We start from the raw sequence: 22036 nt of genomic DNA, 5'->3' as shown, positions 1-22036 counted from the left end.
CATCGCTGCCATAGCAATGCGGCTTTGTCTTTTATTCCGCCCAATCGATCAGGTTGCGGATATCCAGCCGGTCTGTTTTTCTTGCTTCCTTCAGAGGTTTGCCGATCGTGATCAGCATGATGGGCAAGTAGCGATCGGAAACGTTGAATTCAGATACGAGAGCAGATGGGTTGAAGCCCCCGATCGGGCAAGTGTCCCAGCCTTTTGCCTTTGCTGCAAGCATCAACTGCATGGCTGCAAGTGAAGCATTGCTGAACGCAGCGTCCCTTGGATAAAGGTCACGGCTGTATGCTCCTTTGATCTGCTTGGAGAGGATCTCCTTCAATTCTGGTTTCATTTCTCCTTTTTCAACCGAAGGATCAAGGACCGGATCAATCTTTTTATCTGCCTCAAGATCGCCTAGTACTGCGACAACTGCCGAAGCATCAACGACCTGCTGCTGATTGTACGCAATCGGAAGCAGGCGCTCCTGAACCTCTTTGCGATCGAACACAAGAAACTGCCAATGTTGAAGATTCCATGCTGACGGTGCTTTTCCCGCAACCTGAAGAATCTCTACCAATTCTTCACGGGGAATCTCAACTTCAGGGTTATACACTTTCGTAGAGCGGCGTTCTTCTGCCACCTGAAAGAAATCTGTCATGATCATGCCTCCTTGATGTGAAAAAAGTGCTATAATTCAGGATGAATCTGGCTGCAGCTTACTTTTTGTAAGTGTCTGATAACATGACCACTATAACGGACGCACTTTTTTGCGTCAAGTGATGAGAATTTCCTTACACATTTCACGTTGCTAAAATAAGTTGCTTCATAAGAGTAATATTAGATAGAAGCAGCAATTTTAATGAAATAATGAATCAAAAGGATCATCTGCCTCTTTGGGTGTGAAGAAATCAATGGGTTTAAGAGCCATCCAGCTCCCTCCGATAATGATGAGACAAAGAATGGGAAGATAAAAAATACCCAGCATAGCGCATCCTCCTTGCAGTTCATTTTGTGAATGGGTTAACCTTATCTTGACTATAATCTGTGAAACGCGTTTCAGAGCAAGCGCTTATAAAAGAAATATTTTATCCTTACTAAAGGAGAATGGGTCATGACTAATATCCGTGAAATTGCCCGTCTCGCCGGTGTCTCGGTTTCAACCGTCTCGAGGGTCTTGAATGAACATCCTTACGTCCGCGAAGAAAAAAGACGCAGGGTCCTGGCCGCTGTAGAAGAATTGAATTACATAAAGAACGCGAATGCCGTCCACTTATCAAAAGGGAAAACTTATTGCATAGGGGTGGTGATTCCCTTCTTGAACCTGCCGTACTTTGGTGAAGTACTGCAGGGGATCGCGGGGGAAGCATTGAAACACGGGTATCACCTCAAGATTTTTCAGACCAATTATGAAAAAGAGGCCGAACTAGATGCATTTCACCGCCTGCGGATGAAAGAGGTGGATGGCCTTATTCTTGCATCAAGGGCGAACTCCCTTGAAGCACTGCAGCCGTTCATGGAGGGGACCAATGTCGTCTTCTGTGAGAATCTTTCCGGTGTGGAGAAAAAAGTCTTCATCAACCATTATGAAGCGGTCCGAACTGCAATGGATCACCTTCATTCAAAAGGCCATAAAGATATCGGACTGTGTATTCACCGTACGTTCGGGACAAATAGCGAAGAAAGGGTACGGGGATTTTTCGATGGAGCCGAAGCTGCAGGGTACAAGATACAAGACGGATGGATTTTCAACGACTGCATCAGCCTCCAGGACGGAAGGGAAGTCGTAGGACAGTGGGAGTCCCTTGGTGAGAGGCCCTCTGCCCTTATCGTCACGAGTGATCAAGTATCGGCAGGGATTGTATCTCAGGCAGGCAGGAAAGGGATCTCCATACCCGATGAACTGGCAATCTTAAGTTTTGATAATCATCCTATATCAGAAGTATTTGACATCACGTCTTTTGACGTACCGATCAGACAGCTGGGGGAGGAAGCATTCAAACTATTTTTAAAAGAAGAACCATCTTCCCCTGTCATCCTTGAAACCACCTTGTTTGAACGAAAAACAATGTAAGAAGTGTTGTTGGCTGAATAAGAGGGAAAACTATATTAAACTGGGTCAAAGGTATACTGCTGGGAGGCGATTCGCAATGCTTGGTAATAAAGAAGAAAAAATCCTGGTCATCGTCATGTTCGTCGTTGCCTTGTTCCTTCTTTTTGCAATTGTAAGAAAATATATCATGTAACTTATTGTTGAACCGGGCCGGTTCTTTTGGGATCGGCTTTTTAAATGGGGCAATGATGAAAAATTGGAATGTCCTCATACCTTCCTGATTTCTGCCATATGATTTAGTAATGAAACGGCAGGTGAAGGGATGATGTGGAGAGAATTCAAGCAGTTCATTTCCAGGGGGAATGTGTTCGACCTTGCGATAGCGGTTATTATCGGTGCGGCATTTGGTAAGATTGTGGAATCTTTGGTGGAAGATATCATGATGCCGATTGTCGGTATCTTATTTGGCGGCGTGAATTTTGAAGGACTAAACTTGAGAGTTAGAGCCGAGGTGATTGAAATAGGAAAGTTCATTCAAACCACAGTCGATTTTCTCCTCGTTGCTGCCAGTATTTTCTTCATGATCAAAGTCTTTAACCGCCTAAAGGGAGGCGAGGAGCAATACAAAGTGAAGCAGACAACCAATCTGGAAGTGCTTCAGGAAATAAGGGACCTGCTGAAAATTGAGCGGACGCATGAACCCCTGCATCTGAAGGACCCCCTGCAGCCTCCCGTCACGAAAAGCGGGATGAAAATCCATTTCAAAAATAAGAGAAATGAAAAATGAACAAAGATTTTGACTCTAATCCTACTTTTATAGTAGGATTACTTTGTATTTAAGTCGGAATCAAAAAGAGAGGGAATCATCTTGAGAAAAATTCATGTCATCCATGAAAATAGTGAGTGGACCAGGCATCTGACCGATCGTTTAGATGAATTGAATCTACCATATGAAGAGTGGTTCCTTGACCAGGGCACCGTCGACTTAACGGAAGCTCCACCGGAGGGAATCTTCTACAACAGGATCAGTGCTTCATCCCATACCCGTAATCACCGCTATGCACCGGAGCTGACGGAAAGTGTCCTGTCCTGGCTTGAGTTTCATGACCGCAAAGTTCTGAATGGTACGCGGGCACTCCGTCTCGAAGTCAGTAAAGTGAATCAATATATGGCTTTGAATGCGTCAGGAATCAGGACGCCGAAAACAATTGCGGCAGTAGGGAAGGACCAGATCATCCAGGCAGCAAAAAAATTGGACAAACCATCTTTCATCACAAAACATAACCGGGCAGGAAAAGGTTTGGGAGTACAGTTGTTTCATTCCATTGATGCGTTGAAGGAATACGTCTACAGTGACTCATTTGAAGAACCATTGGACGGAACAACCTTGATTCAGGAATATATCCAATCACCCGATCACTCCATCACACGTTGCGAATTCATTGGAGGGGAGTATCTATACGCTGTCCGGGTGGACACCTCCGAAGGCTTCGAACTGTGCCCGGCGGATACCTGCCAGATCGACGACCTTTTCTGCCCTGTTGGAGAGCAAGAGGAGAGTCCGAAGTTTCAGGTGATCGACGGGTTCGATGATGGAATTATTGCAGAGTATCAAGCATTCCTCCGTGATAACAAGATTGACGTTGCCGGAATTGAATTCATAAAGGATTCTGAAGGTGTGATTTACACATATGATGTCAATACCAACACGAATTATAACAAAGATGCAGAAGCGGCGGCTGGTCAGTACGGGATGCTGGAGCTGGCGAAGTACCTTGGCCGCGAATTGGATAGGATTTGATTTGATGTGATGTGATGTGGCCCCTCTTGGTGGAGGGGTTTTTTTTATGTGGTGATGAGGGGGCATGCTGGAGGTGTTGATTTCCTTTTAAGGGGAGTGCGGATGCGGGAGAGGTGGTGTGCGTATTTAGTCTTATTTTCCAAGTGACGGAATTATCTTGAAAATTAAAAGATTATAGGATGGAATTCGAAGATTAATATGGTTGATATTAAAAGATTACTTTTCAAACTTAAAAGAATTCAGCCCTATAATTCGAAGATTCTGGTTTTCCACCCCACTAAACCCGTCAGGAAGGCAAAGAACGCCTTCATGCCCGGTTCGTCTTATGCCACACGCCTCTGACCAAAGCCCTTCCGCATTTCGTATTGAAACTTTACCAATTATCTGATAATATATATTTCTGCTCCCAAACGCCTACATAATTTTTACAGATTTCGATGTGTCTCATTGAACGTGTTAGACCGCACGCACGGGAGTCGTTACCCCGGCGGTTTGATTAAGACGTTTTTTTCTCCATTGCGCAAAACCACTTTTGAAAGGAGAAAGTTATGACGAAGGAATCAGCACTGCACCCCGATTTTCCCAATGAATCAGAACGACTTGAATTTACAAAAAGGTATATTGACGTGGTGATTGAAACATCACAGTCAAGCAAAGAGAAGTACAAAGAGAATATGGAGAAAGCCTTCGGGGATGTCGACTGGGGGGAATCCAGTGCGGCCTATATCGACATTCTCACCAACTCGAGCTTTTTTGAAATGTCCAAAGAAGAATTGGAATCCCTCCTTAAGGCGAAGAACAAGCCGTACTTTGCCCGGATCGATTTTAAAACCCAGGGATCGGACAGGACGGAAAAGCATTATATCGGAAAGACTTCCCTGTATCAGCGTGAAAACCAGGAACAAATCATTGTTGATTGGCGTTCCCCGATTGCGAATCTCTACTACGAGGGAAGAATCGGCGATGTCTCATATGAGGCCGAGGGTGAAACGTACGAGGGTGACCTCTCCTTAAAACGCCAATATATGATTGAAGAAGGCCGGCTTGAAGAAATCAGGGACATCGACCTGACTACAACCGACGAACTTCTGCAAGATTCATTGGCTAAGAGCTCAAGCAACCGTCTGACCGAAATCATTTCCACCATCCAGGAAGAACAGAATCGGATCATCCGGGCCGATCTGAACAGGCCGATCATTGTTCAGGGCGCGGCAGGCAGCGGGAAAACGACGATTGCCCTTCACCGGATCTCATACTTTATCTATAACTACAAGCAGCATTTCGACCCGAGGCAGCTGATGATCCTTGCACCGAGTAATTTGTTCATCGATTACATATCGGAAGCCCTGCCGGAGCTAGGGGTGGAAAAGGTGAGGCAGACGACCTTTTCCGATTATGTGATGACCTGCCTTGAAAAGAAGTTGAAGCTCGTCGAAGATGACAAGTTGATCAGGCTGATTGAGAGGAATCATGAAATTGAGGTCAAAAAGGCTTCGTGGATCTCAGGATTCAAGGGATCAAAGACGTTCAGGAGGATCCTGGATCACTATATTGAAGAAATCGAGAAAAGATTTTATCCGTCCCAGGATTTCTATGTAGATAAATATAAACTATACTCCGCTAAGAAGTTCACCCATCTTTTTAAAGAAGAGTACACCTATATGCCGGTTTACCGGCGGATTGAAAAGCTCAAATCCCTGCTGCAGGGGTATGTGCGATCAAATAAAAAACAAATGATCGAGAAGGTCGAGACTTTTTTCGACGAGAAGATCGAGAAAGCACTTTATCAGCGGGCCGGTGCCGGAAACCGCAAGGAATATATATCAAAGGCACTGGATAAAAAGGCTGAGCGGCTTGAAGAAGTGAAGAAGGCTGTAAGAACAAGTGTTACACAATACATGAAACAATTTGAAAAAAAGAATCTGGAGCAGTACTATTCCGAGCTGTTTTCAGACCCTGACCGGCTGGTTGAATACTCCCGGGGAGAGCTGGACCTGCACCAGGCGGAGGATTTGTGCTTCTATACGATGAGTCTTTTAATGAAGAAAAAATACGAAGTGGAAGATCTGGCACCCCTTCTATACTTGCAGACCCACTTGTTCGGGATCGATAAGTTCTATAAGGCGAAGAACATTGTGATCGACGAAGCACAGGATTATAGTTATATGCAGCTGTACACGCTTAAAAGGGCGCTTGAGACCGATATGTTCACCCTTGTGGGGGATCTTGCACAGGGAATCCATTCCTACAGGGGACTGCAGGCATGGGAGCCGGTCTACAAGGAAGTGTTTCCGAGAGCCACTTATACGGAACTTCAAAAAAGCTACCGGACCACAATCGAAATAATGGAAGAAGCGAATAAGCTGTTGAGCCTGCTTCCGAATGAGTTTCCAAAGGTGAATCCGGTTGTCAGGCACGGGGATGCCCCCTGTTCAATCATGTATGAAGAAGCAGGTGAGCTGGCTGAAATCATTGGCGGCATTGTTTCAAAGGGGAAGGAAGAAGGATTCCAAACGTTTGCAGTCATCGGGAAGAGCATGAAGGACTGCAGGCAGATCTACAAAATCCTCAATGAGAAAATGCCGGGGAAAATAAAGCTGTTGGAAGAGCAGGAGTCGATTCCAAAAGACAGGATCGTCGTGGTTCCTTCTTATTTATCAAAGGGTCTGGAATTCGATGTCGTGATGATCACGGTCATCGATGAAGTATTCAGCAGCGGGAACGAACTGGATATCAAGCTTCAATACGTCGCTATGACGCGTCCGCTGCACAGACTTTCTTTCATAGGAAAATCCATGGGTCAATTTATCAATCGATAAGGGTTGTCAGGCTTTTCTCCGGGGTATTCTGCACTGGGGAAAGGCTTTTTTATATAGGAGGATTAACCGAAAACGAAAACGACAATCATAATATTCGCGTTCTCCCCGGCGGATTTTGTAAAATATAGAAAGGAGGGATGCACTATGTTGAAAAATCTGCAAAGTAAAAAAACGTTACATAATGGAATCGAAATTCCATACGTTGGACTTGGCGTTTATCAAATGAAAGATCCCATTGAAACTGTCCAGGCGGTCAAGTCCGCCATTGAAACAGGGTATCTTTCTGTCGATACGGCGGCTGTTTACGGGAATGAAGAGAGTGTCGGTCAAGGTGTAAAAGAAAGCGGCGCCAACCGTAAAGATCTATTCATCACTTCAAAGGTTTGGAACAGTGATCAAGGGTACGATACAACATTGAAAGCATTCGAAACGAGCCTGAAGAAACTTGATATGGACTATATGGATTTGTATTTGATCCACTGGCCGGTTGAAGGGAAGTACAAGGATACGTGGAAAGCACTTGAAAGGTTATACAGCGAAGGACTTGTAAAATCAATCGGAGTGAGTAACTTCCATCAGCATCATCTTGAAGATCTGATGAGCAGCAGCAATGAGAAACCTGTGATCAATCAGATTGAATGCCATCCTCGTTTGAGTCAGGAAAAACTCAAAGCCTTCTGTCAGGAAGAGAATATCGCGGTAGAAGCATGGTCTCCGATTGCTCAAGGCAGAGTACTTGATGAGCCGGCTTTGAAACAAATCGCTGAAAAGCACGGAAAGTCTTCCGCACAGGTCATCCTGCGCTGGCATCTGCAAAACGATGTTGTGATCATCCCTAAATCGGTACATGCAAACCGCATTAAGGAAAACGCTGATTTATTCAATTTTGAACTTTCATCAGATGAAATGAACAAAATCAATGACTTGAATCAAAATGAACGATTCGGTCCGGACCCGGACAATTTCGATTTCTAATAAGTTGGCCCGTCTCCCATTATGAGGGGACGGGCCGTTTTTTCTGACTATTTCCTTTTTTATGTTGACAGGTGAGATCAAAGTGATATACAATTATCTCGAAATCCAAATAAATACCACTGAGATATTTCGTCATATATTTTTTGTATGATATCTCAAATTAAAGATTTATTATTTTGAAGTAATTTAAAACGTTTTATTTATGATTTCATTGGGAAGACAGTAAATAGGAAATTTTTAGTATGAACTGAACAAATATTTTTTTAAAAAGGAGAGATTTCGAGTATGTCAAATGTAAAATTAGCAGTCATGTACTACAGTTCCACAGGGACGAACTATCAAATGGCCAAATGGGCTGAAGAAGCTGCGAAGGAAGCGGGAGCAGAAGTAAAATTGCTTCGCTTTGAAGAGACAGCACCTGAGGCGGCGATCGCTTCGAATCCAGCATGGGAAAAGCATTATAATGAAACGAAAGACAGCGTACCGACAGTAACCCTTGACGATCTGGAATGGGCAGATGCCTTTTTGTTCAATGTACCGACCCGATTTGGTAATGTTCCGTCCCAGGTGAAATCTTTCCTAGATACAACAGGCGGACTTTGGTTCCAAGGGAAGCTCGCAAACAAAGTCGTCAGTGCGACATCTTCCGCAAGCAACTCGCACGGCGGCCAGGAGCAGACGGTTCTAGCCCTTTATACGACAATGATGCACTGGGGTGCAATCATCGCAGCACCGGGTTATACAGATGAGTCATCATTTGCTACAGGAGGCAATCCTTACGGAACAAGTGTAACGGTTGATCAGGAAGGCAACATGGTGGAAAGCGTCGAACCTGCCGTGAAACACCAGACGCGCCGCACAATTCAAGTAGCGGAAGCGATCAAGAACGGATTGAAGTAAGGAATAAAAAGAGCACCCGGCTGCTAAAAAACAGTCAGGGTGCTTTTTTTGTGGAACTGATACCATTCAACTATTCATTCCGATATCATCTAAACACTCTGCCTCACACTCTATCCATTCACCTGTCAAAGGGTGGGGGAATGTGATCCGTGCAGCATGCAGTGCCTGGCGCTTAAAGACAGGCTTGCCCCCGTATAGAGTATCCCCGGCCAAAGGGTGACCGACGTGACTCATATGAACCCGTATCTGGTGGGTCCTTCCTGTATCGAGCACAACCTCAACAAGAGTCATATTTTCGCGGAATTCTAATACTTTATAATGAGTGATGGCTTTTTGGCCGGAAGGGGAGACCCTCTTTCTCGTATTATGATGACGGTCGCGCCCAATTGGTTCAGATATGGTGCCTTTCTTTTGTTTAAGCCTGCCGTGTACCAGTGCAAGGTAGGTTCTTTTCACTTGGCGCTCAATCAAAAGCCTGTCTAGTATCGCTTTGGCAAGGGGATGTTTGGCAAAGATGACGGCTCCTGACGTATCACGGTCGAGCCGGTGTATATGCATGACCCGGCAGCTTTCCCCCTTTGCCTGGAAATGGAAAGCGATGAGATTCGCAAGTGTTTCTGTGTCCTGGGGACCGTTTGGATGTGTATCCATTCCCGCGGGTTTATTGACGGCAATGAGGTGGTCGTCTTCATATAAGACTTGCAAATCACCATAAGCGGGAGGGACATCATAATCCGTCTTTTTAAACAGCTCCATCTCTAAAGTGTCGCCAGGGGTTAATGGTTTATCCCATGGAAAATAGTCGCCATTTACCTTGATATCCTTATTCATCCTCATGGAATGTATTAGCTTTTTGGGTGCCTGCCACTCCTCCTTTAGGATGTGCTCTATCGTTACATTTTTCCAATTGGAGGGTATCACCAGTTGGAAGAGTGAACCTTTTCTCATTGTTTTCATCAAAAAGCTCCTTTAACTGACAAAAATCTTATACGCTTGTGGGTATTTAATCCCATTTCATCACCTGTTTTACCAAATTCATGGGTATAATTACCACACTTGAGGGTAGTTATCTATGTTATCCTAGATGTATCTATTACAGAGAGATTACAAGCATTACAAAGGTGGGTTATGATGGTGAAGGTTTTACTGGCTTCAACACATGAACAAGATACGAAAATCCAGGAATTAATCAATCATATGTATTGTACTATTTTCCCTGATTATTTCACAGACGAAGAAATTGAGCAATTTGAAAACATGGAAATCTTACATACGGCAAATAGAAACTTTGAATACTGCGGGACATTGAAGGAAGCGTTTCAGGTGATTTCCTGTCTACAGACACTGATCTCAATTGTTGAATGCGGTGTGAGGGATGAGGTCTATGAGGAAATGTTTTATCATAATGTCCAGATCCTGCAAGGGTTCGGGCTCTTCTTCCCATTGTCCTTCGATCAATTCACGGACGAATCAGAGTGCAGACATTCATTAAGTGTGTATTCAAAGGCGGCCAATCAGCTTTTAATTTAGTGATTGTTTGGAAAATTAGATATATGCGGTTTATTTGCAGTTGAGGGGGGAATATATCAAGTAATTAATTTTATTGAGGATACAGCGTATCTTCTCTTGAAATTCCTCCTCATTGATGGGACTGACGGCGGCGTCGGTCCCTATTTTTTGTGGTTAAGACTCTGCTGGTGGTTTCCGTGCAAGACTTCGCTTTCCGCGGGTGACTCGTGAGCCTCCTTAATGATGGAGGAACTGTCCAGCTGCAGGGCTTAGAGGCACATGTCATAAGCCAAACCGACCAAGAAGGCAAAGAACGCCTTCAAGGCCGATTCGACTTATGCCACACGCCTCTGAACAAAGCCCTTCCGCATTTCTGATAGGAGTCTTCGTCTTGCACTCCAACCACCAGCAGGATCCGTTTGAAATCTGCTTCTTTCAAAAAAACAGTCCTTCATCACTGGAATGTTCCAGGATGAAAGACTGTAAATGAACTATTTTACATTCTTATCAAAGAAGTTTCTGTAGACTTCTTCAGGCTGGCTGCCGACGAGGCGGTCCACTTCTTTTCCTTTTTCGTAGTGAACAAGGGTAGGGGTGTATTCGATTTGATAATCCGTCCAGCCCTGTTCGAACTCAAGTACATTGTATTGAACCATATCAACTCCCATATCTTCTGCGAGCGGAGCAAGCATAGGGGTCGTTTTCTTACAGTGCGGACATGTGGAACTGTAAAAGTACACCGTTACATCTTCTTTCTCCCCGAGCTTCTCTTCAAGCTCTTCAGGAAGGATGACATTCTGATAGTTTGGGTCATCCAGAAGATCTACTGTGGCAGGGTCGAGGTCATCTTTTTTAAATTTATTTCCTTCTGCTTTTTGACTGTTCTGAATGTTGGTCACGATTGCGATTGCCGCGAACAGACCGACGACAATGGCCAGGAATATAATGACTTTTTTCAATTTACTGGTCCTCCTTGATTGCTTTAAGCGTTAACAGGCTTGAGATGAAAATGATGATAAACCCTGTCAGTGCGAGGAATGGAATCGTGATGAACCCCATCCAGTTTATGTATTCTCCTGTACATGGTACACGGCCGCATGACGGGGCGTTTTCTGATAGGAACGATAGTTTTTGCAGTGAATAATGATAAATGGATACGGCAAGTCCGATCCCGGAAAGAATCAAAGAATATAATGCTGCATTAAAGTCCTTCCGTACATACGCCACCCCTAAAAGGATGACCATCGGATACATCAGAATCCGCTGATACCAGCATAACTCACATGGCTCATATTTCATCACTTCAGAAAAAAACAAGCTGCCGAGCGCAGCGACGAGTGAGGCTGCCCATCCTGTGAAAAGGAGGGAATCTGCTTTTTTATTCATAGAAATATCCTCTCTCTTAACGTATTTTCATTATTTATTATAACGGTTAATCCTTCATCCCTGTTAGAGGATTTTTAAGGGTTCCAAGTTCCCCGCTATTATATAGTAAGTGGAATGGTCTTTTGGAGCAAATCTTTTGCGCATCCATGATTCAAAATCCTATTATATTCTTTCTGCCTTTTGGTAAAATGAAAAAGGATGAAAATCAAACTTTGTTTGCGGGGACTCATGAACTTCGTTTCCCGCGCGCATGATAAGGGTATAACAACAGCGTACTGAAGGAGTGATTGATATGGCAGAAAAATTGGATTTATCCCAATTTGAGAAGAAAATGATCATACGTCCTATGGAGCATAAGGACATTCAACATATAATCAAGATGCAGGAAGTCTGTTTTCCCGGCATGGAGCCGTGGAAGGTTGCGCACCTTGAAAGTCATTTAGAAGTATTTCCCGATGGCCAGCTTGTGGCGGAACTCGATGGTGATATCATCGGCTCATGCTCAAGTTTGATCATCAATTTTGATGAGTATGATGACCGTCATACATGGGATGATGTTACAGACAACGGGTACATAACCAACCATAATCCCGACGGCTACAATCTATACGGAATCGAAGTGATGGTCCATCCGGATTACAGGAGGATGAAAGTCGGGCACCGCCTCTATGAAGCCCGAAAGGACCTTGCCCGTCAATGGAATTTAAAGAGCATCATCATCGGAGGAAGGATCCCGAATTACTATAAGCACTCGGACGAAATGTCACCGAGGGAATATGTGGATGCGGTAGGACGCCACAAAATTTATGACCCTGTCCTGTCTTTCCAGCTGCTTAATGGATTCACTTTGATGAGGATCAATCCGAACTACCTTCCTGATGACAAGAGATCGCAAAAATATGCGACATTGATGGAATGGAATAATGTCGATTACCGCCCATCAAGCAAGCGTCACTTCAAAACGAGCTACCCTGTCCGGATTTGCGTCGTGCAATATATGATGAGGAAAATCAACTCATTTGAAGAATTTGCGAATCAGGTTGAGTATTTTACCGACGTAGCTTCGGATGCGAAGTCAGATTTCGTGGTGTTCCCTGAGATTTTCACCACTCAGCTCATGTCTTTCTTAAACATCAAATCACCAAGCCTAGCGGTGAGGAAGCTGACTGATTTCACGGAAGAGTACATCGAACTCTTCACAGACTTGGCGGTCCGATACAATGTCAATATCATCGGCGGATCACATTTTGTGAAAGAAGAGGATGACGAGATCTATAATATCGCCTATCTGTTCCGCCGTGACGGGACAATCGAGAAGCAGTATAAGATCCATATTACACCGAATGAGCGGAAATGGTGGGGGATCAGCCCTGGTGATTCAGTGAGGGTGTTCGATACCGACTGCGGAAAGATTGCCATTCAGATTTGCTATGATATCGAATTCCCTGAGCTTGCCCGCATTGCAACGGACAAAGGAGCCAAAATCATCTTCACGCCATTCTGTACGGAAGACCGTCAAGGCTATCTCCGCGTACGGTACTGTGCTCAGGCACGCGCGGTTGAAAACCAGATTTACACGGTCATTTCCGGTACAGTCGGAAATCTTCCGCAGACGGAGAATATGGATATTCAATATGCCCAATCAGGAATCTTTGCACCGTCTGACTTCGAATTTGCCCGGGACGGAATCGTCGGGGAGACGAACCCGAACATCGAGATGGTCATGATCGGGGACGTCGATCTGGAAGTACTCCGCCGCCAGCGCCAATCCGGCACAGTAAGACAGTTAAAAGACCGCCGCCATGATGTGTACGGTGTGAATTATAAGTAATAGTATATGATCGCAGGGAAAAGTGTTTTAGCCTAAGTAAAACCCGAATTAATTCGCCTTCTGGCTGGCAAATTAGTTCGGGTTTTTTTGTTTTGAATATTAGATGTTTCCAGCGGTTGATTGGAGTGCAAGGTGAAGGCTCCAGCGGGAAGTGTAGCTAATGGGAGACCTGTCCAGCTTCAGGGCATAGAGGCATATACCATAAGTCAACTCGTCCAATAAGGCAAAGATCGCCTTCGTGGCCGATTCGCCTTATGCCACACGCCTCTGACCAAAGCCCTTCCGCTTTTCTTACCGCAGGAACGAATGTGACGAGGAGGCTCACGGGCTACACGCGGAAAGCGGAGTCTTGCACGGAAATCATTAGCGGAGTAAAGGAAATAAATTTAAAGATTATTTTAAGATTGTTCCAGACTCTTCTTTTTTCTGCATGCACAAAAGTGATATTATGCTAAAATAAGAACGGTTACATTCTGTCGGATTGTGACGGAAGGTTTTAAAAGGAATCCGGGTATCTTAGTAGAACTATTTATTATACAGCTTTAGGAGGGGATCGCAATGAATTGGCAATCAGCTTGGAAAAAGTGGAGTGACTACGTACATATTGATCAAGAGATCAACGAACAATTAGGTTCATTGAAGGATGATGAAAAGGCATTGGAAGATGCTTTCTATAAAAATCTTGAATTCGGTACTGGCGGAATGAGAGGGGAAATCGGCCCCGGGACCAATCGCATGAATATCTATACGGTGCGTAAAGCCTCTGAAGGCCTGGCACGATTCATTGAACAGGAAGGGGATGGCGCGAAACGAAGAGGTGTGGCAATCGCCTATGATTCGCGTCATAAATCACCCGAGTTTGCAATGGAGGCAGCGAAGACGCTTGCGACCCACGGCATTCAAACCTATGTATTCGATGAACTTGCTCCTACACCGGAGCTGTCTTTTGCTCTCAGATATTTAAACGCATTCTCCGGTATCGTCGTGACAGCAAGCCACAACCCGCCGGAATATAATGGTTATAAGGTGTATGGTGAAGATGGGGCTCAGCTTCCTCCTCATATCGCTGATGCCGTGATCGGAAAAGTAAATGAAGTGCAAAATGAACTCGAAATTGACGTGAAATCAGAAGAAGAACTGAAGTCCCAAGGCTTGATTAAGATGATCGGGGAGGAAATCCATCAGTCGTATCTTGACCATCTGATTTCCATTTCTGAAACACCGCAGATCAGTAAGGAAGTCGATTTGAAGATAGTTTTCTCCCCACTACACGGGACAGCCTTGAAGATGGCAGAAAGAGGGCTGACTGCACTTGGGTATGAACACATCCATATCGTCAAAGAACAGGCTGAGCCCGATCCGGAGTTTTCAACGGTTAAATCTCCCAACCCGGAAGATAAAGAGGCATTCGAACTGGCCATTCGTGACGGTAAAGAAATCGATGCCGATATCCTGATTGCAACGGACCCTGACGCCGATCGTTTGGGTGTTGCCGTCAAAGGAAAAGACGGGGATTACGTGCTGCTGACCGGGAACCAGACCGGGGCTGTCCTCATGGACTACATCCTTTCCCGCAAACAGGAAAAAGGCATGATCCCTGATAATGGACGTGTGTTCAAAACAATTGTTACCTCCGAGCTGGGGAGAGAAGTGGCCGAACACTACGGTGCTTCCGTAGAAGATGTCCTCACTGGATTCAAATTTATCGGTGAGAAGATCAAGCAGTATGAAGAAAGCGGGGAATATACATTCCTATTTGGATATGAAGAAAGCTACGGCTATCTGATCGGTGATTTCGCCCGTGATAAGGACGCGGTCCAGGCCGTATTGATGGCTGCAGAAGCGGCTGCTTATTATAAGAAACAAGGCAAGTCCTTATACGAGGTCCTAAATGATTTATATGAGCGTCATGGTTATTATCAAGAAGGACTGAAGAGTCTGACTTTGAAAGGAAAAGAAGGCGCCGAGCAGATCCAGGGCATCCTGAAAAAGTTCAGGGATGAGCCGCTTGATGAAGTGGCGGGTCTTAAAGTGGTATCGGCGGAAGATTATCAAACACAGCAAAAAGTGGAATTGGCCACAGGTGTAAAAACAGCCATTACCCTGCCGGCTTCCAATGTCTTAAAATATTTCCTTGAAGACGGTTCCTGGGTCTGCCTCCGCCCATCAGGGACAGAACCGAAAATCAAATTCTACTTCAGTGTGATCGGGAAAACCCAGGAGGAAAGCGATAAGAAATTAGCCTCCCTGACAGAAGATCTTATGAAAAAAGTAGAAAGCTTCGTTCAATAATAAATTCGCCCGCTCCTTCCTGCCCGAAAGCAGTGAGGGGCGGGCCTGTTTCACGGCGGTGAGTATACAATTGCCGCGGGAAGAAATGCTGGGTATATAGACAGCTGATAACTTAGTTAAAAGGAGAATGCATGATGTTAAAGGATCAAATTGCAATCATAACAGGAGCTTCAAGAGGGATAGGGCGCGAAATCGCGCAGCAGTTTTCAAAAGAAAATACAAAGCTCTCGCTTGTTGGAAGTTCCGAAGAAATACATAAAACAGCTGGGGAGCTTAAAGAAAACGGTTTTGAACATGTGATATCCATTCAAGCGGATGTGTCGAAAGAAGACGATGTAAAAAAAATCGTCGATGAAACTCTTTCTGCATATGGAAGAATCGATATTCTAGTCAATAACGCAGGCGTCGGGTTCTTCAAGCCGACTGAAGAAGTGACTGCAGCCGAATGGAAGAACATTTTTGATGTGAACGTACAGGGTGTCTTCCTTTGCTCAAAAGCTGTTCTTCCGCATATGAAGGAGCAAAAATTCGGCACAATCATTACCATCTCTTCCGATGTTGCCCGCTATACGATCCCAAATGGTTCTGCCTATGTGGCCACTAAATATGCAGTCCAGGGCTTCTGCGGTTCGCTTGCCCAGGAGGTGAGGGAATATGGAATCAGGGTCGGAACGATCAATCCGGGGATGGTCGATACGTACTTTGCAGACTCGCAGCAGGGACTTCCGGAGAAAGAAGACTGGCTGAAGGTGGAGGACATCGCTAAGTCGGTCATTTACATGGCTTCCGCACCGAAACATATGCTGATCGATGAAATCAAGATCCATCCATTTGCACAGGACTATCCAATAGCGTAACAGGGAAAAAAAGGGGGGCGGCTGCTCCCCTCTTTTTTCATGTAATGGAGATTGAATGGTTTTCCATAGATGTTGATGAAAGCAGCTGTTTGCCCGATGAAATTCCTTTTTTATCTTGAATCCAATAATATCAGGGGACAGGTACATTGCCCGGAGCTATGCCTTTGTAGATTAGAATGATTATCAAAAGATCATATAATTCGAAAATGGATCATATTTTTCCGGAATGGATCATAAATCCTGAAACAGGCGCGTATTTTTTGTCGAATGGATCATAAATTCCTGAAATGGATCATATATGGTTTCCGCCATCATGTTCAATCAATAAAAGCCTGTCAGCGACCATTAAAATACGGGCTCTAAGATAAAAAACGGACGAAAACGATCAAATATTGTCAGTAAACGAGAAAAATACATCTAAAAAGGGCAGATACCGGTGATCAGAGCCTGCTCAATTCCATTTTGTGAATGGGCCACGGTACCTGTCCCCCTGGCTCACCCGCCTTGGCTCATAAACAGCCGAAAACGAAACGAACGGATGTTTTCATTCAAAAGTCGTACAAAAATTCCTTCTTTCTTAGAATATCGGATTCCGAACAAAGCTGTATAATGATAGTAAGAGACAAGGGAGGACGATGCAGGGATGAATGAGGAGGCACTTTCAAACATCGAGCTTTTGAAAGAAATTGCCGAGTTTTTGAATAATGAAACGGAACAGTGTGATATGCTCCACGGGGCTTTGAAAAAATTGATCAAGGGCACCAGTTTTACGACGGGGTGGATCTTTTTTATAGAGGAAGGCGGGAAGCATCAGCTTGCTTCTTATGAAGATCTTCCGGAATCTCTTGAGAACAATGGCTGCGAACTGATGCATAATGGCGGATGCTGGTGTGTCAATCGTTTCCGCCAAGGGAAGCTTACAAAAGCTTCGAATATCATTGAATGTCAAAGGATCGAAAAAGCCATCGACGAAAAAAGGGGGGAAACCGACGGTATCACGTACCACGCTACCGTCCCGCTTTCGTCAGGTGATGAGGCTTACGGATTGCTGAATGTTGCTGCACCGAATAAGACCCATTTTTCCAAGGATGAATTAGCCTTGCTGGAATCCGTCGCTTTTCAGATAGGGTCGGCAATCAAACGGATCGCCCTGACAAAAAAAGAACAGGAAATCGTATTGCTTGCCGAGCGGAACAGGCTGGCGAGGGATCTTCATGATTCCGTCAATCAGTTATTATTCTCCCTTACACTTACGGCTAGAGGCGGGGCGGAAATGACCTCAGAGGAACAAGTGAAGGAAACGTTTCAAACCGTCCAGACCCTTGCGCAGGAAGCATTATCTGAAATGAGGGCGCTGATCTGGCAGCTGCGGCCCCACGGCCTTGAAAACGGACTGGTGGAAGCAGTAAAAGGATATTCCGATATGCTTGGCCTGACTCTTGAAGCAAAAGTGGAAGGCGTCATTTCCTTAAGTTCAAAAGTGGAAGAGGTCCTCTGGAGGGTGAGTCAGGAGGCACTGAATAACTGTAAGAAGCATGCAGGCGTAAATACAATCCACTATCTTCTAAAAGATGATGGTAAAAAAGTTTCCCTTTTGATCCAGGATAAGGGGGACGGGTTTCAGTACGATGAGGCACAGCCGCTCCCTTCCATCGGGATCGAAAGCATGAAAGAGCGGGTGAAAAGCCTGGGCGGGACGTTTCTAATGAAAAGCGCCCTCGGGAAAGGTACAAAATTAACGGTGGAAATTCCGTACTAGGAGGACCGGGTATGACGATTCGGATTTTGATTGCAGATGATCATCATGTAGTGAGAAGGGGACTTGTCTTCTTTTTAAAAACACAAAAGGATATAGAAATCGCAGGGGAAGCAAAAAATGGCGCTGAAGCCGTTCAATTGGCAGAAAAGCTGAAGCCAGACCTGATCTTGATGGATCTCATGATGCCGGTCATGGATGGAATCGAAGCGACGAAGGAAATCAAAAAGAAGCATGGGGACGCTATCCAAATCCTGATGCTTACGAGTTTTTCAGATCAAAATCATGTGATACCGGCAATCGAAGCCGGAGCCGCCGGTTATCAGTTGAAGGATATCGAACCTGATGAGCTCGTCGCAAGTATCCGGAAGCTGTTGTCGGGGGAAAACTCCCTTCATCCGAAAGCAACCAATCATTTGCTGACAAGGATTTCGAAACAGGATCCTCCTCATAAAATCCATGCTCTTACAAAAAGGGAAAAAGATGTTTTGGCCGAGTTGACAAAGGGGAAAAGTAATAAGGAAATTGCTTCAAGCCTGTTCATTACGGAGAAAACGGTTAAGACCCATATCTCCAACATATTCTCGAAACTTGAAGTATCCGATCGAACACAAGCGGCACTTTATGCTGTGAAACATAATCTTGCTTGAAAAGAAAGGACGGTTTGAACATGGACATCGTGATTATCAACGGAAGTCCCAGGAAAAAGGGGCGCACCGGAATTGCATCCCGCCATATCGGGAGGACATACGGCGCAGAGGTGATTGATCTCAGTGACGGCACGCTGCCTCTTTATACGGGGGAACAGGACCAGGCTGAACTTCAATCCGTACAGAACTTGAAACAAAAAGTGAAAAGAGCAGATGCTGTCATTTTAGCTTCCCCTGAATATCACAGCGGTATAAGTGGAGCATTAAAGAACGCCTTGGATTTTCTCAGCAGCGAACAATTTGCGCATAAGCCGGTGGCCCTGCTCTCATGTGCCGGGGGTGGGAAAGGCGGAATCAACTGCCTGAATAACCTGCGAATTGTCGCAAGGGGCGTTTATGCCAATGTCATCCCTAAACAGCTGGTACTGGATCCTCATTGTTTTGATTATGACAATGACGGCCTTCTGGATGATCCGGCAAAACTGGTGGATGATATGGTAAGGGAATTGAAAATTTATGTGAAAGCAGCGGAGATTGTAAAGTCTGAAACTGCAGCGGAACGATAGGAGTGATGGAAACCGGCAGCGCCGGTTTCTTTTTTATGGCATAATTCCGCTTCTTCAACCAAATACTAAAAGCTGATTCAGCAATGCTGAATCAGCGCGGTTAGGTGGAATTCTCGTTTACATCTCTGCAAATGTTTCCTCAAGTGGTTGCTCGACACTGAAGGTATAATTTGCATGTTCAATATATCGCAGTAATGTGTAAAGGCTCCGTTCAACAACGGTATAGTCCTTTGAAAAGTGATAGGCGTGCAGGAATTGTTCGATCCTCTTCGAAAGAAGGTCATCTTTCGTCCTTACCATCAGGATGAGCAGGTTGTCCCATTCTGAGCGGTGTGTGTAGTACAGGGCCCGGTCGTAATCGACTTTATTCACTTTGATATCCCTCCTTCTGAAGGGGGTAATCTTATTGTGTGACGAAACTCGGATTAATTCCGCTGAAAAACTTGGCACTCCCTGCTTCACTGACTTTCCTTCTATTGGGTGAATGAGTTTTGAATTTTTACATCATCCTAAGAAATGTAAGAAATTATTAGAGGTGATGATATGAAAAAGTTGTTGATGATGCTGGTTCCTGTATTCTTTCTTTTCTTTTCAACCAATGTCCATGCACAGCAGCCGCAGCCTTCCGATTATGCGAAGTTCGGCCGAATAGCCACAGCAGTCATGAAGGAAGATTATCCAGGACAGCCATTGAAGGACTACCAATATCAAGGGCGTCAAAAAATTGATGAAAAAAGACTTGCCGATTACTTTGAATTCACTGTCCAGGAAAACAATCAGGAAAAAACGGTCATCGTCAAGGTGATTCATGACCTGGCTAATGAAAAGACGTTGAATATTGCTGTAGAAGAGAAAAAATGAATGAACAGATGAACAGATGACTGACTCGGCTTGAGTCAGTTTTTTATTTGTTGGGGCGTTTTCGCCGGTAAGTAAAAATTATCCGCTGATTCAGTGTCCCCCGTCAGAATTATTTGATAAAATAAATGTAATTAAAAAAGAAGGGAGCCATTATCCAATGTGATTTGTCTTTTACCTTTACACTAATTGAATAGAAGGAGGAAAAGACATGGCTTCTAAATCTTTTCGGCATCTCTGGGTAGGCCAGGCACTTGCGAATATAGGGGATATCGTATACATTGTGGCATTGATCTCCCTGATTCATAAGATAACCGGGTCACCTTTATTTCTGACTGCGGTGCCGCTGGTCATCACGTTTTCCAGATTCATCAGCAGTGTGGCGGCTCCGCTTTTAATGAACCGGACACAAATGAAATCCTTGATTGCGTATTCACAGCTTGCGAAGACGGTGCTGCTTATTCTTTTTTTGCTATGCGTTTTATTTTCGATCGGCAATGTGTGGGTATATCTGGGTGTTGCAAGCATGATTTCCTTTTTGGACGGCTGGGCACTTCCCGCAAGGAACGCCTATGTCCCATTCATTGTTAAACGCGAAGAATTGATGGGGGCCAATGGTTTTTTATCGACTGTTGATCAATCCATTCAATTTTCGAGCTGGGCTATCGGGGGACTCCTGTTAACCCTCTTAAATGAAAGCCTTTTGTTCGTGCTGGTCATCCTTCTGTTTCTGATCAGTACGCTTTATATGCTGAAGCTGCCCGTCATTCCGGGTACTACACTAAAGCAAAAGAAACATTGGTGGAAACAAATCGGGGAAGGCTGGTCTGAGGTGAAGCGGAATGGCAGGCTAAGGAGCATATTCTTCATTTACGGTTTGGAATCGGCGGCCGGAACGGTGTGGATAGCCGCAGTACTTTATCTGTATGTTGACATTGTCCTCAGTCGTAATGAATCTTGGTGGGGATTCATCAACAGCAGCTTTTTCGCAGGACTTGTGATTGCATCTTATTTAGTGTTTAAACTGCACGGCTTGTTTTCACGGAGGAGATCTGTGTGGCTGCCCTTATGCATGGTCATGACCTCGCTGGTTACGCTTATCTTCGCCTGGAACCAGTCTGCCTTGTTTGCACTGATCCTGTCGGTGATTTTCGGTGCATTCGATCAAGTGAAAACCATCATCCTGCAAACCTGCTTGCAGGAAACTGCGTCCCATGAGGAAATAGGAAAAGTTTACGCTGCACAAGGTGCATTGACGACACTGATATTCGGTCTCTCATCCTTGGGAGTCGGATTGCTCCTTGAGGTCACTACCGTCCAGATCATTTTCACCATCTCGGCACTACTGCTGATGATGACCCTGATCCCGATAGTATCTCTAAAAAAAGCATAAATAAGGAGAGGGCTGCATTCGATTATTGAAAACGGATGCAGCTTTTTTTACGAGGTCATCTTATTTGTTATACTTGGTTCCAGCAATAGATTGGAGTGGAAGACGAAGACTCCTATCAGAAATGCGGAAGGGCTTTGTTCAGAGGCGTGTGGCATAAATCGAATCGGCCTTGAAGGCGTTCTTTGCCTTCTTGGTAGGTTTGGCTTATGACATGTGCCTCTAATCCCTGCAGCTGGACAGTTTCTCCTTCATTAAGGAGGCTCACGAGTCACCCGCGGAAAGCGTAGTCTTCCACGGAAATCAATTGCGGTATTATGAGGACTCAAAATAAAATTGACTTCTATCTTAATGAGAACAGACTCATGAATCACTCTCCCCTCTCATACATTGTGATAAGAGTAAAAAGAG

The 22036-nt window shown here is 44.8% G+C and carries 21 protein-coding genes; 15 read left to right on the top strand and 6 right to left on the bottom strand.

Features of this window, described 5'->3' with window-relative positions:
* Window positions 1-31: 31 nt before the first annotated feature.
* A complete protein-coding gene (locus ACKA06_RS07230; protein ID WP_032089347.1) occupies window positions 32-649 on the bottom strand; it encodes a nitroreductase family protein in 618 nt (205 codons plus the stop codon).
* A 192-nt stretch (window positions 650-841) separates the two neighbouring features.
* Complete coding sequence (locus tag ACKA06_RS07225) at window positions 842-970, bottom strand: hypothetical protein (protein WP_269751521.1); 129 nt, start codon at window positions 968-970, stop codon at window positions 842-844.
* Window positions 971-1096: 126 nt separating this feature from the next.
* Here ACKA06_RS07225 and ACKA06_RS07220 point away from each other — a divergent pair, with 126 nt between their 5' ends.
* The 6 genes from ACKA06_RS07220 to wrbA all read left to right on the top strand — a co-directional run bounded on the left by ACKA06_RS07220 (window position 1097) and on the right by wrbA (window position 8530).
* Window positions 1097-2056, top strand: a complete 960-nt coding sequence (locus tag ACKA06_RS07220) for a LacI family DNA-binding transcriptional regulator (protein WP_064564894.1) — start codon at window positions 1097-1099, stop codon at window positions 2054-2056.
* Window positions 2057-2360: 304 nt separating this feature from the next.
* Window positions 2361-2822, top strand: a complete 462-nt coding sequence (gene mscL, locus ACKA06_RS07215; RefSeq protein WP_052011668.1) for a large conductance mechanosensitive channel protein MscL — start codon at window positions 2361-2363, stop codon at window positions 2820-2822.
* Window positions 2823-2903: 81 nt separating this feature from the next.
* Window positions 2904-3836 carry an ATP-grasp domain-containing protein gene (locus ACKA06_RS07210; protein WP_058298124.1) on the top strand — a complete coding sequence of 311 codons (933 nt, stop codon included), beginning with the start codon at window positions 2904-2906 and terminating at the stop codon, window positions 3834-3836.
* Between the two features lie 548 nt (window positions 3837-4384).
* Window positions 4385-6655 carry an RNA polymerase recycling motor HelD gene (gene helD, locus ACKA06_RS07205; protein WP_411159351.1) on the top strand — a complete coding sequence of 757 codons (2271 nt, stop codon included), beginning with the start codon at window positions 4385-4387 and terminating at the stop codon, window positions 6653-6655.
* Between the two features lie 144 nt (window positions 6656-6799).
* Window positions 6800-7630 (top strand): aldo/keto reductase, encoded by an 831-nt coding sequence (locus ACKA06_RS07200; protein WP_411159350.1) that lies wholly within the window; start codon window positions 6800-6802, stop codon window positions 7628-7630.
* A 285-nt stretch (window positions 7631-7915) separates the two neighbouring features.
* Window positions 7916-8530, top strand: coding sequence for an NAD(P)H:quinone oxidoreductase (gene wrbA / locus ACKA06_RS07195; RefSeq protein WP_058298127.1), 615 nt, complete (start codon window positions 7916-7918; stop codon window positions 8528-8530).
* 66 nt (window positions 8531-8596) lie between these two features.
* On the opposite strand, the gene ACKA06_RS07190 is transcribed toward wrbA, so the two are convergent.
* On the bottom strand, window positions 8597-9487 hold the full coding sequence (locus ACKA06_RS07190) for an RluA family pseudouridine synthase (protein WP_411159349.1): 891 nt from the start codon (window positions 9485-9487) through the stop codon (window positions 8597-8599).
* Between the two features lie 174 nt (window positions 9488-9661).
* Between ACKA06_RS07190 and ACKA06_RS07185 the strand changes: the two genes are divergently transcribed.
* The gene (locus ACKA06_RS07185; protein WP_231938024.1) at window positions 9662-10060 is read left to right on the top strand and encodes a YhcU family protein; all 399 of its coding nucleotides are present in this window, start codon (window positions 9662-9664) and stop codon (window positions 10058-10060) included.
* 470 nt (window positions 10061-10530) lie between these two features.
* Here the strand turns inward: ACKA06_RS07185 and ACKA06_RS07180 are convergent, their stop codons facing one another.
* Together ACKA06_RS07180 and ACKA06_RS07175 are read right to left on the bottom strand one after the other, a co-directional pair.
* Window positions 10531-10998, bottom strand: coding sequence for a thioredoxin family protein (locus ACKA06_RS07180; protein ID WP_411159348.1), 468 nt, complete (start codon window positions 10996-10998; stop codon window positions 10531-10533).
* A gap of 1 nt (window position 10999) precedes the next feature.
* On the bottom strand, window positions 11000-11425 hold the full coding sequence (locus tag ACKA06_RS07175) for a disulfide oxidoreductase (protein WP_032089339.1): 426 nt from the start codon (window positions 11423-11425) through the stop codon (window positions 11000-11002).
* Window positions 11426-11717: 292 nt separating this feature from the next.
* On the opposite strand from ACKA06_RS07175, the gene ACKA06_RS07170 reads away from it, so the two are divergent.
* From ACKA06_RS07170 to ACKA06_RS07145, 6 genes are all read left to right on the top strand, one after another.
* Window positions 11718-13256: a GNAT family N-acetyltransferase gene (locus ACKA06_RS07170; protein ID WP_411159347.1), complete on the top strand. Its 1539-nt coding sequence runs from the start codon at window positions 11718-11720 to the stop codon at window positions 13254-13256.
* Between the two features lie 558 nt (window positions 13257-13814).
* Window positions 13815-15548, top strand: a complete 1734-nt coding sequence (locus tag ACKA06_RS07165; protein ID WP_411159346.1) for a phospho-sugar mutase — start codon at window positions 13815-13817, stop codon at window positions 15546-15548.
* 134 nt (window positions 15549-15682) lie between these two features.
* A complete protein-coding gene (locus ACKA06_RS07160) occupies window positions 15683-16405 on the top strand; it encodes an SDR family oxidoreductase (RefSeq protein ID WP_214873794.1) in 723 nt (240 codons plus the stop codon).
* A gap of 643 nt (window positions 16406-17048) precedes the next feature.
* Window positions 17049-18164, top strand: a complete 1116-nt coding sequence (locus tag ACKA06_RS07155) for a GAF domain-containing sensor histidine kinase (RefSeq protein ID WP_411159345.1) — start codon at window positions 17049-17051, stop codon at window positions 18162-18164.
* 11 nt (window positions 18165-18175) lie between these two features.
* Window positions 18176-18811, top strand: coding sequence for a response regulator (locus tag ACKA06_RS07150; protein ID WP_411159344.1), 636 nt, complete (start codon window positions 18176-18178; stop codon window positions 18809-18811).
* Between the two features lie 20 nt (window positions 18812-18831).
* The gene (locus tag ACKA06_RS07145; protein ID WP_411159343.1) at window positions 18832-19377 is read left to right on the top strand and encodes an NADPH-dependent FMN reductase; all 546 of its coding nucleotides are present in this window, start codon (window positions 18832-18834) and stop codon (window positions 19375-19377) included.
* 117 nt (window positions 19378-19494) lie between these two features.
* Here the strand turns inward: ACKA06_RS07145 and ACKA06_RS07140 are convergent, their stop codons facing one another.
* On the bottom strand, window positions 19495-19749 hold the full coding sequence (locus tag ACKA06_RS07140; protein ID WP_032089330.1) for a YhdB family protein: 255 nt from the start codon (window positions 19747-19749) through the stop codon (window positions 19495-19497).
* A 171-nt stretch (window positions 19750-19920) separates the two neighbouring features.
* Between ACKA06_RS07140 and ACKA06_RS07135 the strand changes: the two genes are divergently transcribed.
* Window positions 19921-20238: a DUF3889 domain-containing protein gene (locus tag ACKA06_RS07135; RefSeq protein WP_032089329.1), complete on the top strand. Its 318-nt coding sequence runs from the start codon at window positions 19921-19923 to the stop codon at window positions 20236-20238.
* Between the two features lie 208 nt (window positions 20239-20446).
* Window positions 20447-21628 (top strand): MFS transporter, encoded by a 1182-nt coding sequence (locus tag ACKA06_RS07130; RefSeq protein ID WP_058298138.1) that lies wholly within the window; start codon window positions 20447-20449, stop codon window positions 21626-21628.
* Window positions 21629-22036: the final 408 nt, after the last annotated feature.

It is taken from the genome of Rossellomorea oryzaecorticis, from assembly GCF_045897515.1.
Lineage (GTDB): Bacteria > Bacillota > Bacilli > Bacillales > Bacillaceae_B > Rossellomorea > Rossellomorea enclensis.
The sequence above is the reverse complement of the archived record's forward strand: the minus strand, read 5'-3'. Positions and strand labels throughout refer to the sequence as shown.

Coding starts and splice junctions, on each gene's coding strand:
- ACKA06_RS07230 (WP_032089347.1), bottom strand. CDS start 649: ATGATCATGACAGATTTCTTTCAGGTGGCAGAAGAACGCCGCTCTACG.
- ACKA06_RS07225 (WP_269751521.1), bottom strand. CDS start 970: ATGCTGGGTATTTTTTATCTTCCCATTCTTTGTCTCATCATTATCGGA.
- ACKA06_RS07220 (WP_064564894.1), top strand. CDS start 1,097: ATGACTAATATCCGTGAAATTGCCCGTCTCGCCGGTGTCTCGGTTTCA.
- mscL (WP_052011668.1), top strand. CDS start 2,361: ATGTGGAGAGAATTCAAGCAGTTCATTTCCAGGGGGAATGTGTTCGAC.
- helD (WP_411159351.1), top strand. CDS start 4,385: ATGACGAAGGAATCAGCACTGCACCCCGATTTTCCCAATGAATCAGAA.
- ACKA06_RS07200 (WP_411159350.1), top strand. CDS start 6,800: ATGTTGAAAAATCTGCAAAGTAAAAAAACGTTACATAATGGAATCGAA.
- wrbA (WP_058298127.1), top strand. CDS start 7,916: ATGTCAAATGTAAAATTAGCAGTCATGTACTACAGTTCCACAGGGACG.
- ACKA06_RS07190 (WP_411159349.1), bottom strand. CDS start 9,487: ATGAAAACAATGAGAAAAGGTTCACTCTTCCAACTGGTGATACCCTCC.
- ACKA06_RS07185 (WP_231938024.1), top strand. CDS start 9,662: ATGGTGAAGGTTTTACTGGCTTCAACACATGAACAAGATACGAAAATC.
- ACKA06_RS07175 (WP_032089339.1), bottom strand. CDS start 11,425: ATGAATAAAAAAGCAGATTCCCTCCTTTTCACAGGATGGGCAGCCTCA.
- ACKA06_RS07170 (WP_411159347.1), top strand. CDS start 11,718: ATGGCAGAAAAATTGGATTTATCCCAATTTGAGAAGAAAATGATCATA.
- ACKA06_RS07165 (WP_411159346.1), top strand. CDS start 13,815: ATGAATTGGCAATCAGCTTGGAAAAAGTGGAGTGACTACGTACATATT.
- ACKA06_RS07160 (WP_214873794.1), top strand. CDS start 15,683: ATGTTAAAGGATCAAATTGCAATCATAACAGGAGCTTCAAGAGGGATA.
- ACKA06_RS07155 (WP_411159345.1), top strand. CDS start 17,049: ATGAATGAGGAGGCACTTTCAAACATCGAGCTTTTGAAAGAAATTGCC.
- ACKA06_RS07150 (WP_411159344.1), top strand. CDS start 18,176: ATGACGATTCGGATTTTGATTGCAGATGATCATCATGTAGTGAGAAGG.
- ACKA06_RS07145 (WP_411159343.1), top strand. CDS start 18,832: ATGGACATCGTGATTATCAACGGAAGTCCCAGGAAAAAGGGGCGCACC.
- ACKA06_RS07135 (WP_032089329.1), top strand. CDS start 19,921: ATGAAAAAGTTGTTGATGATGCTGGTTCCTGTATTCTTTCTTTTCTTT.
- ACKA06_RS07130 (WP_058298138.1), top strand. CDS start 20,447: ATGGCTTCTAAATCTTTTCGGCATCTCTGGGTAGGCCAGGCACTTGCG.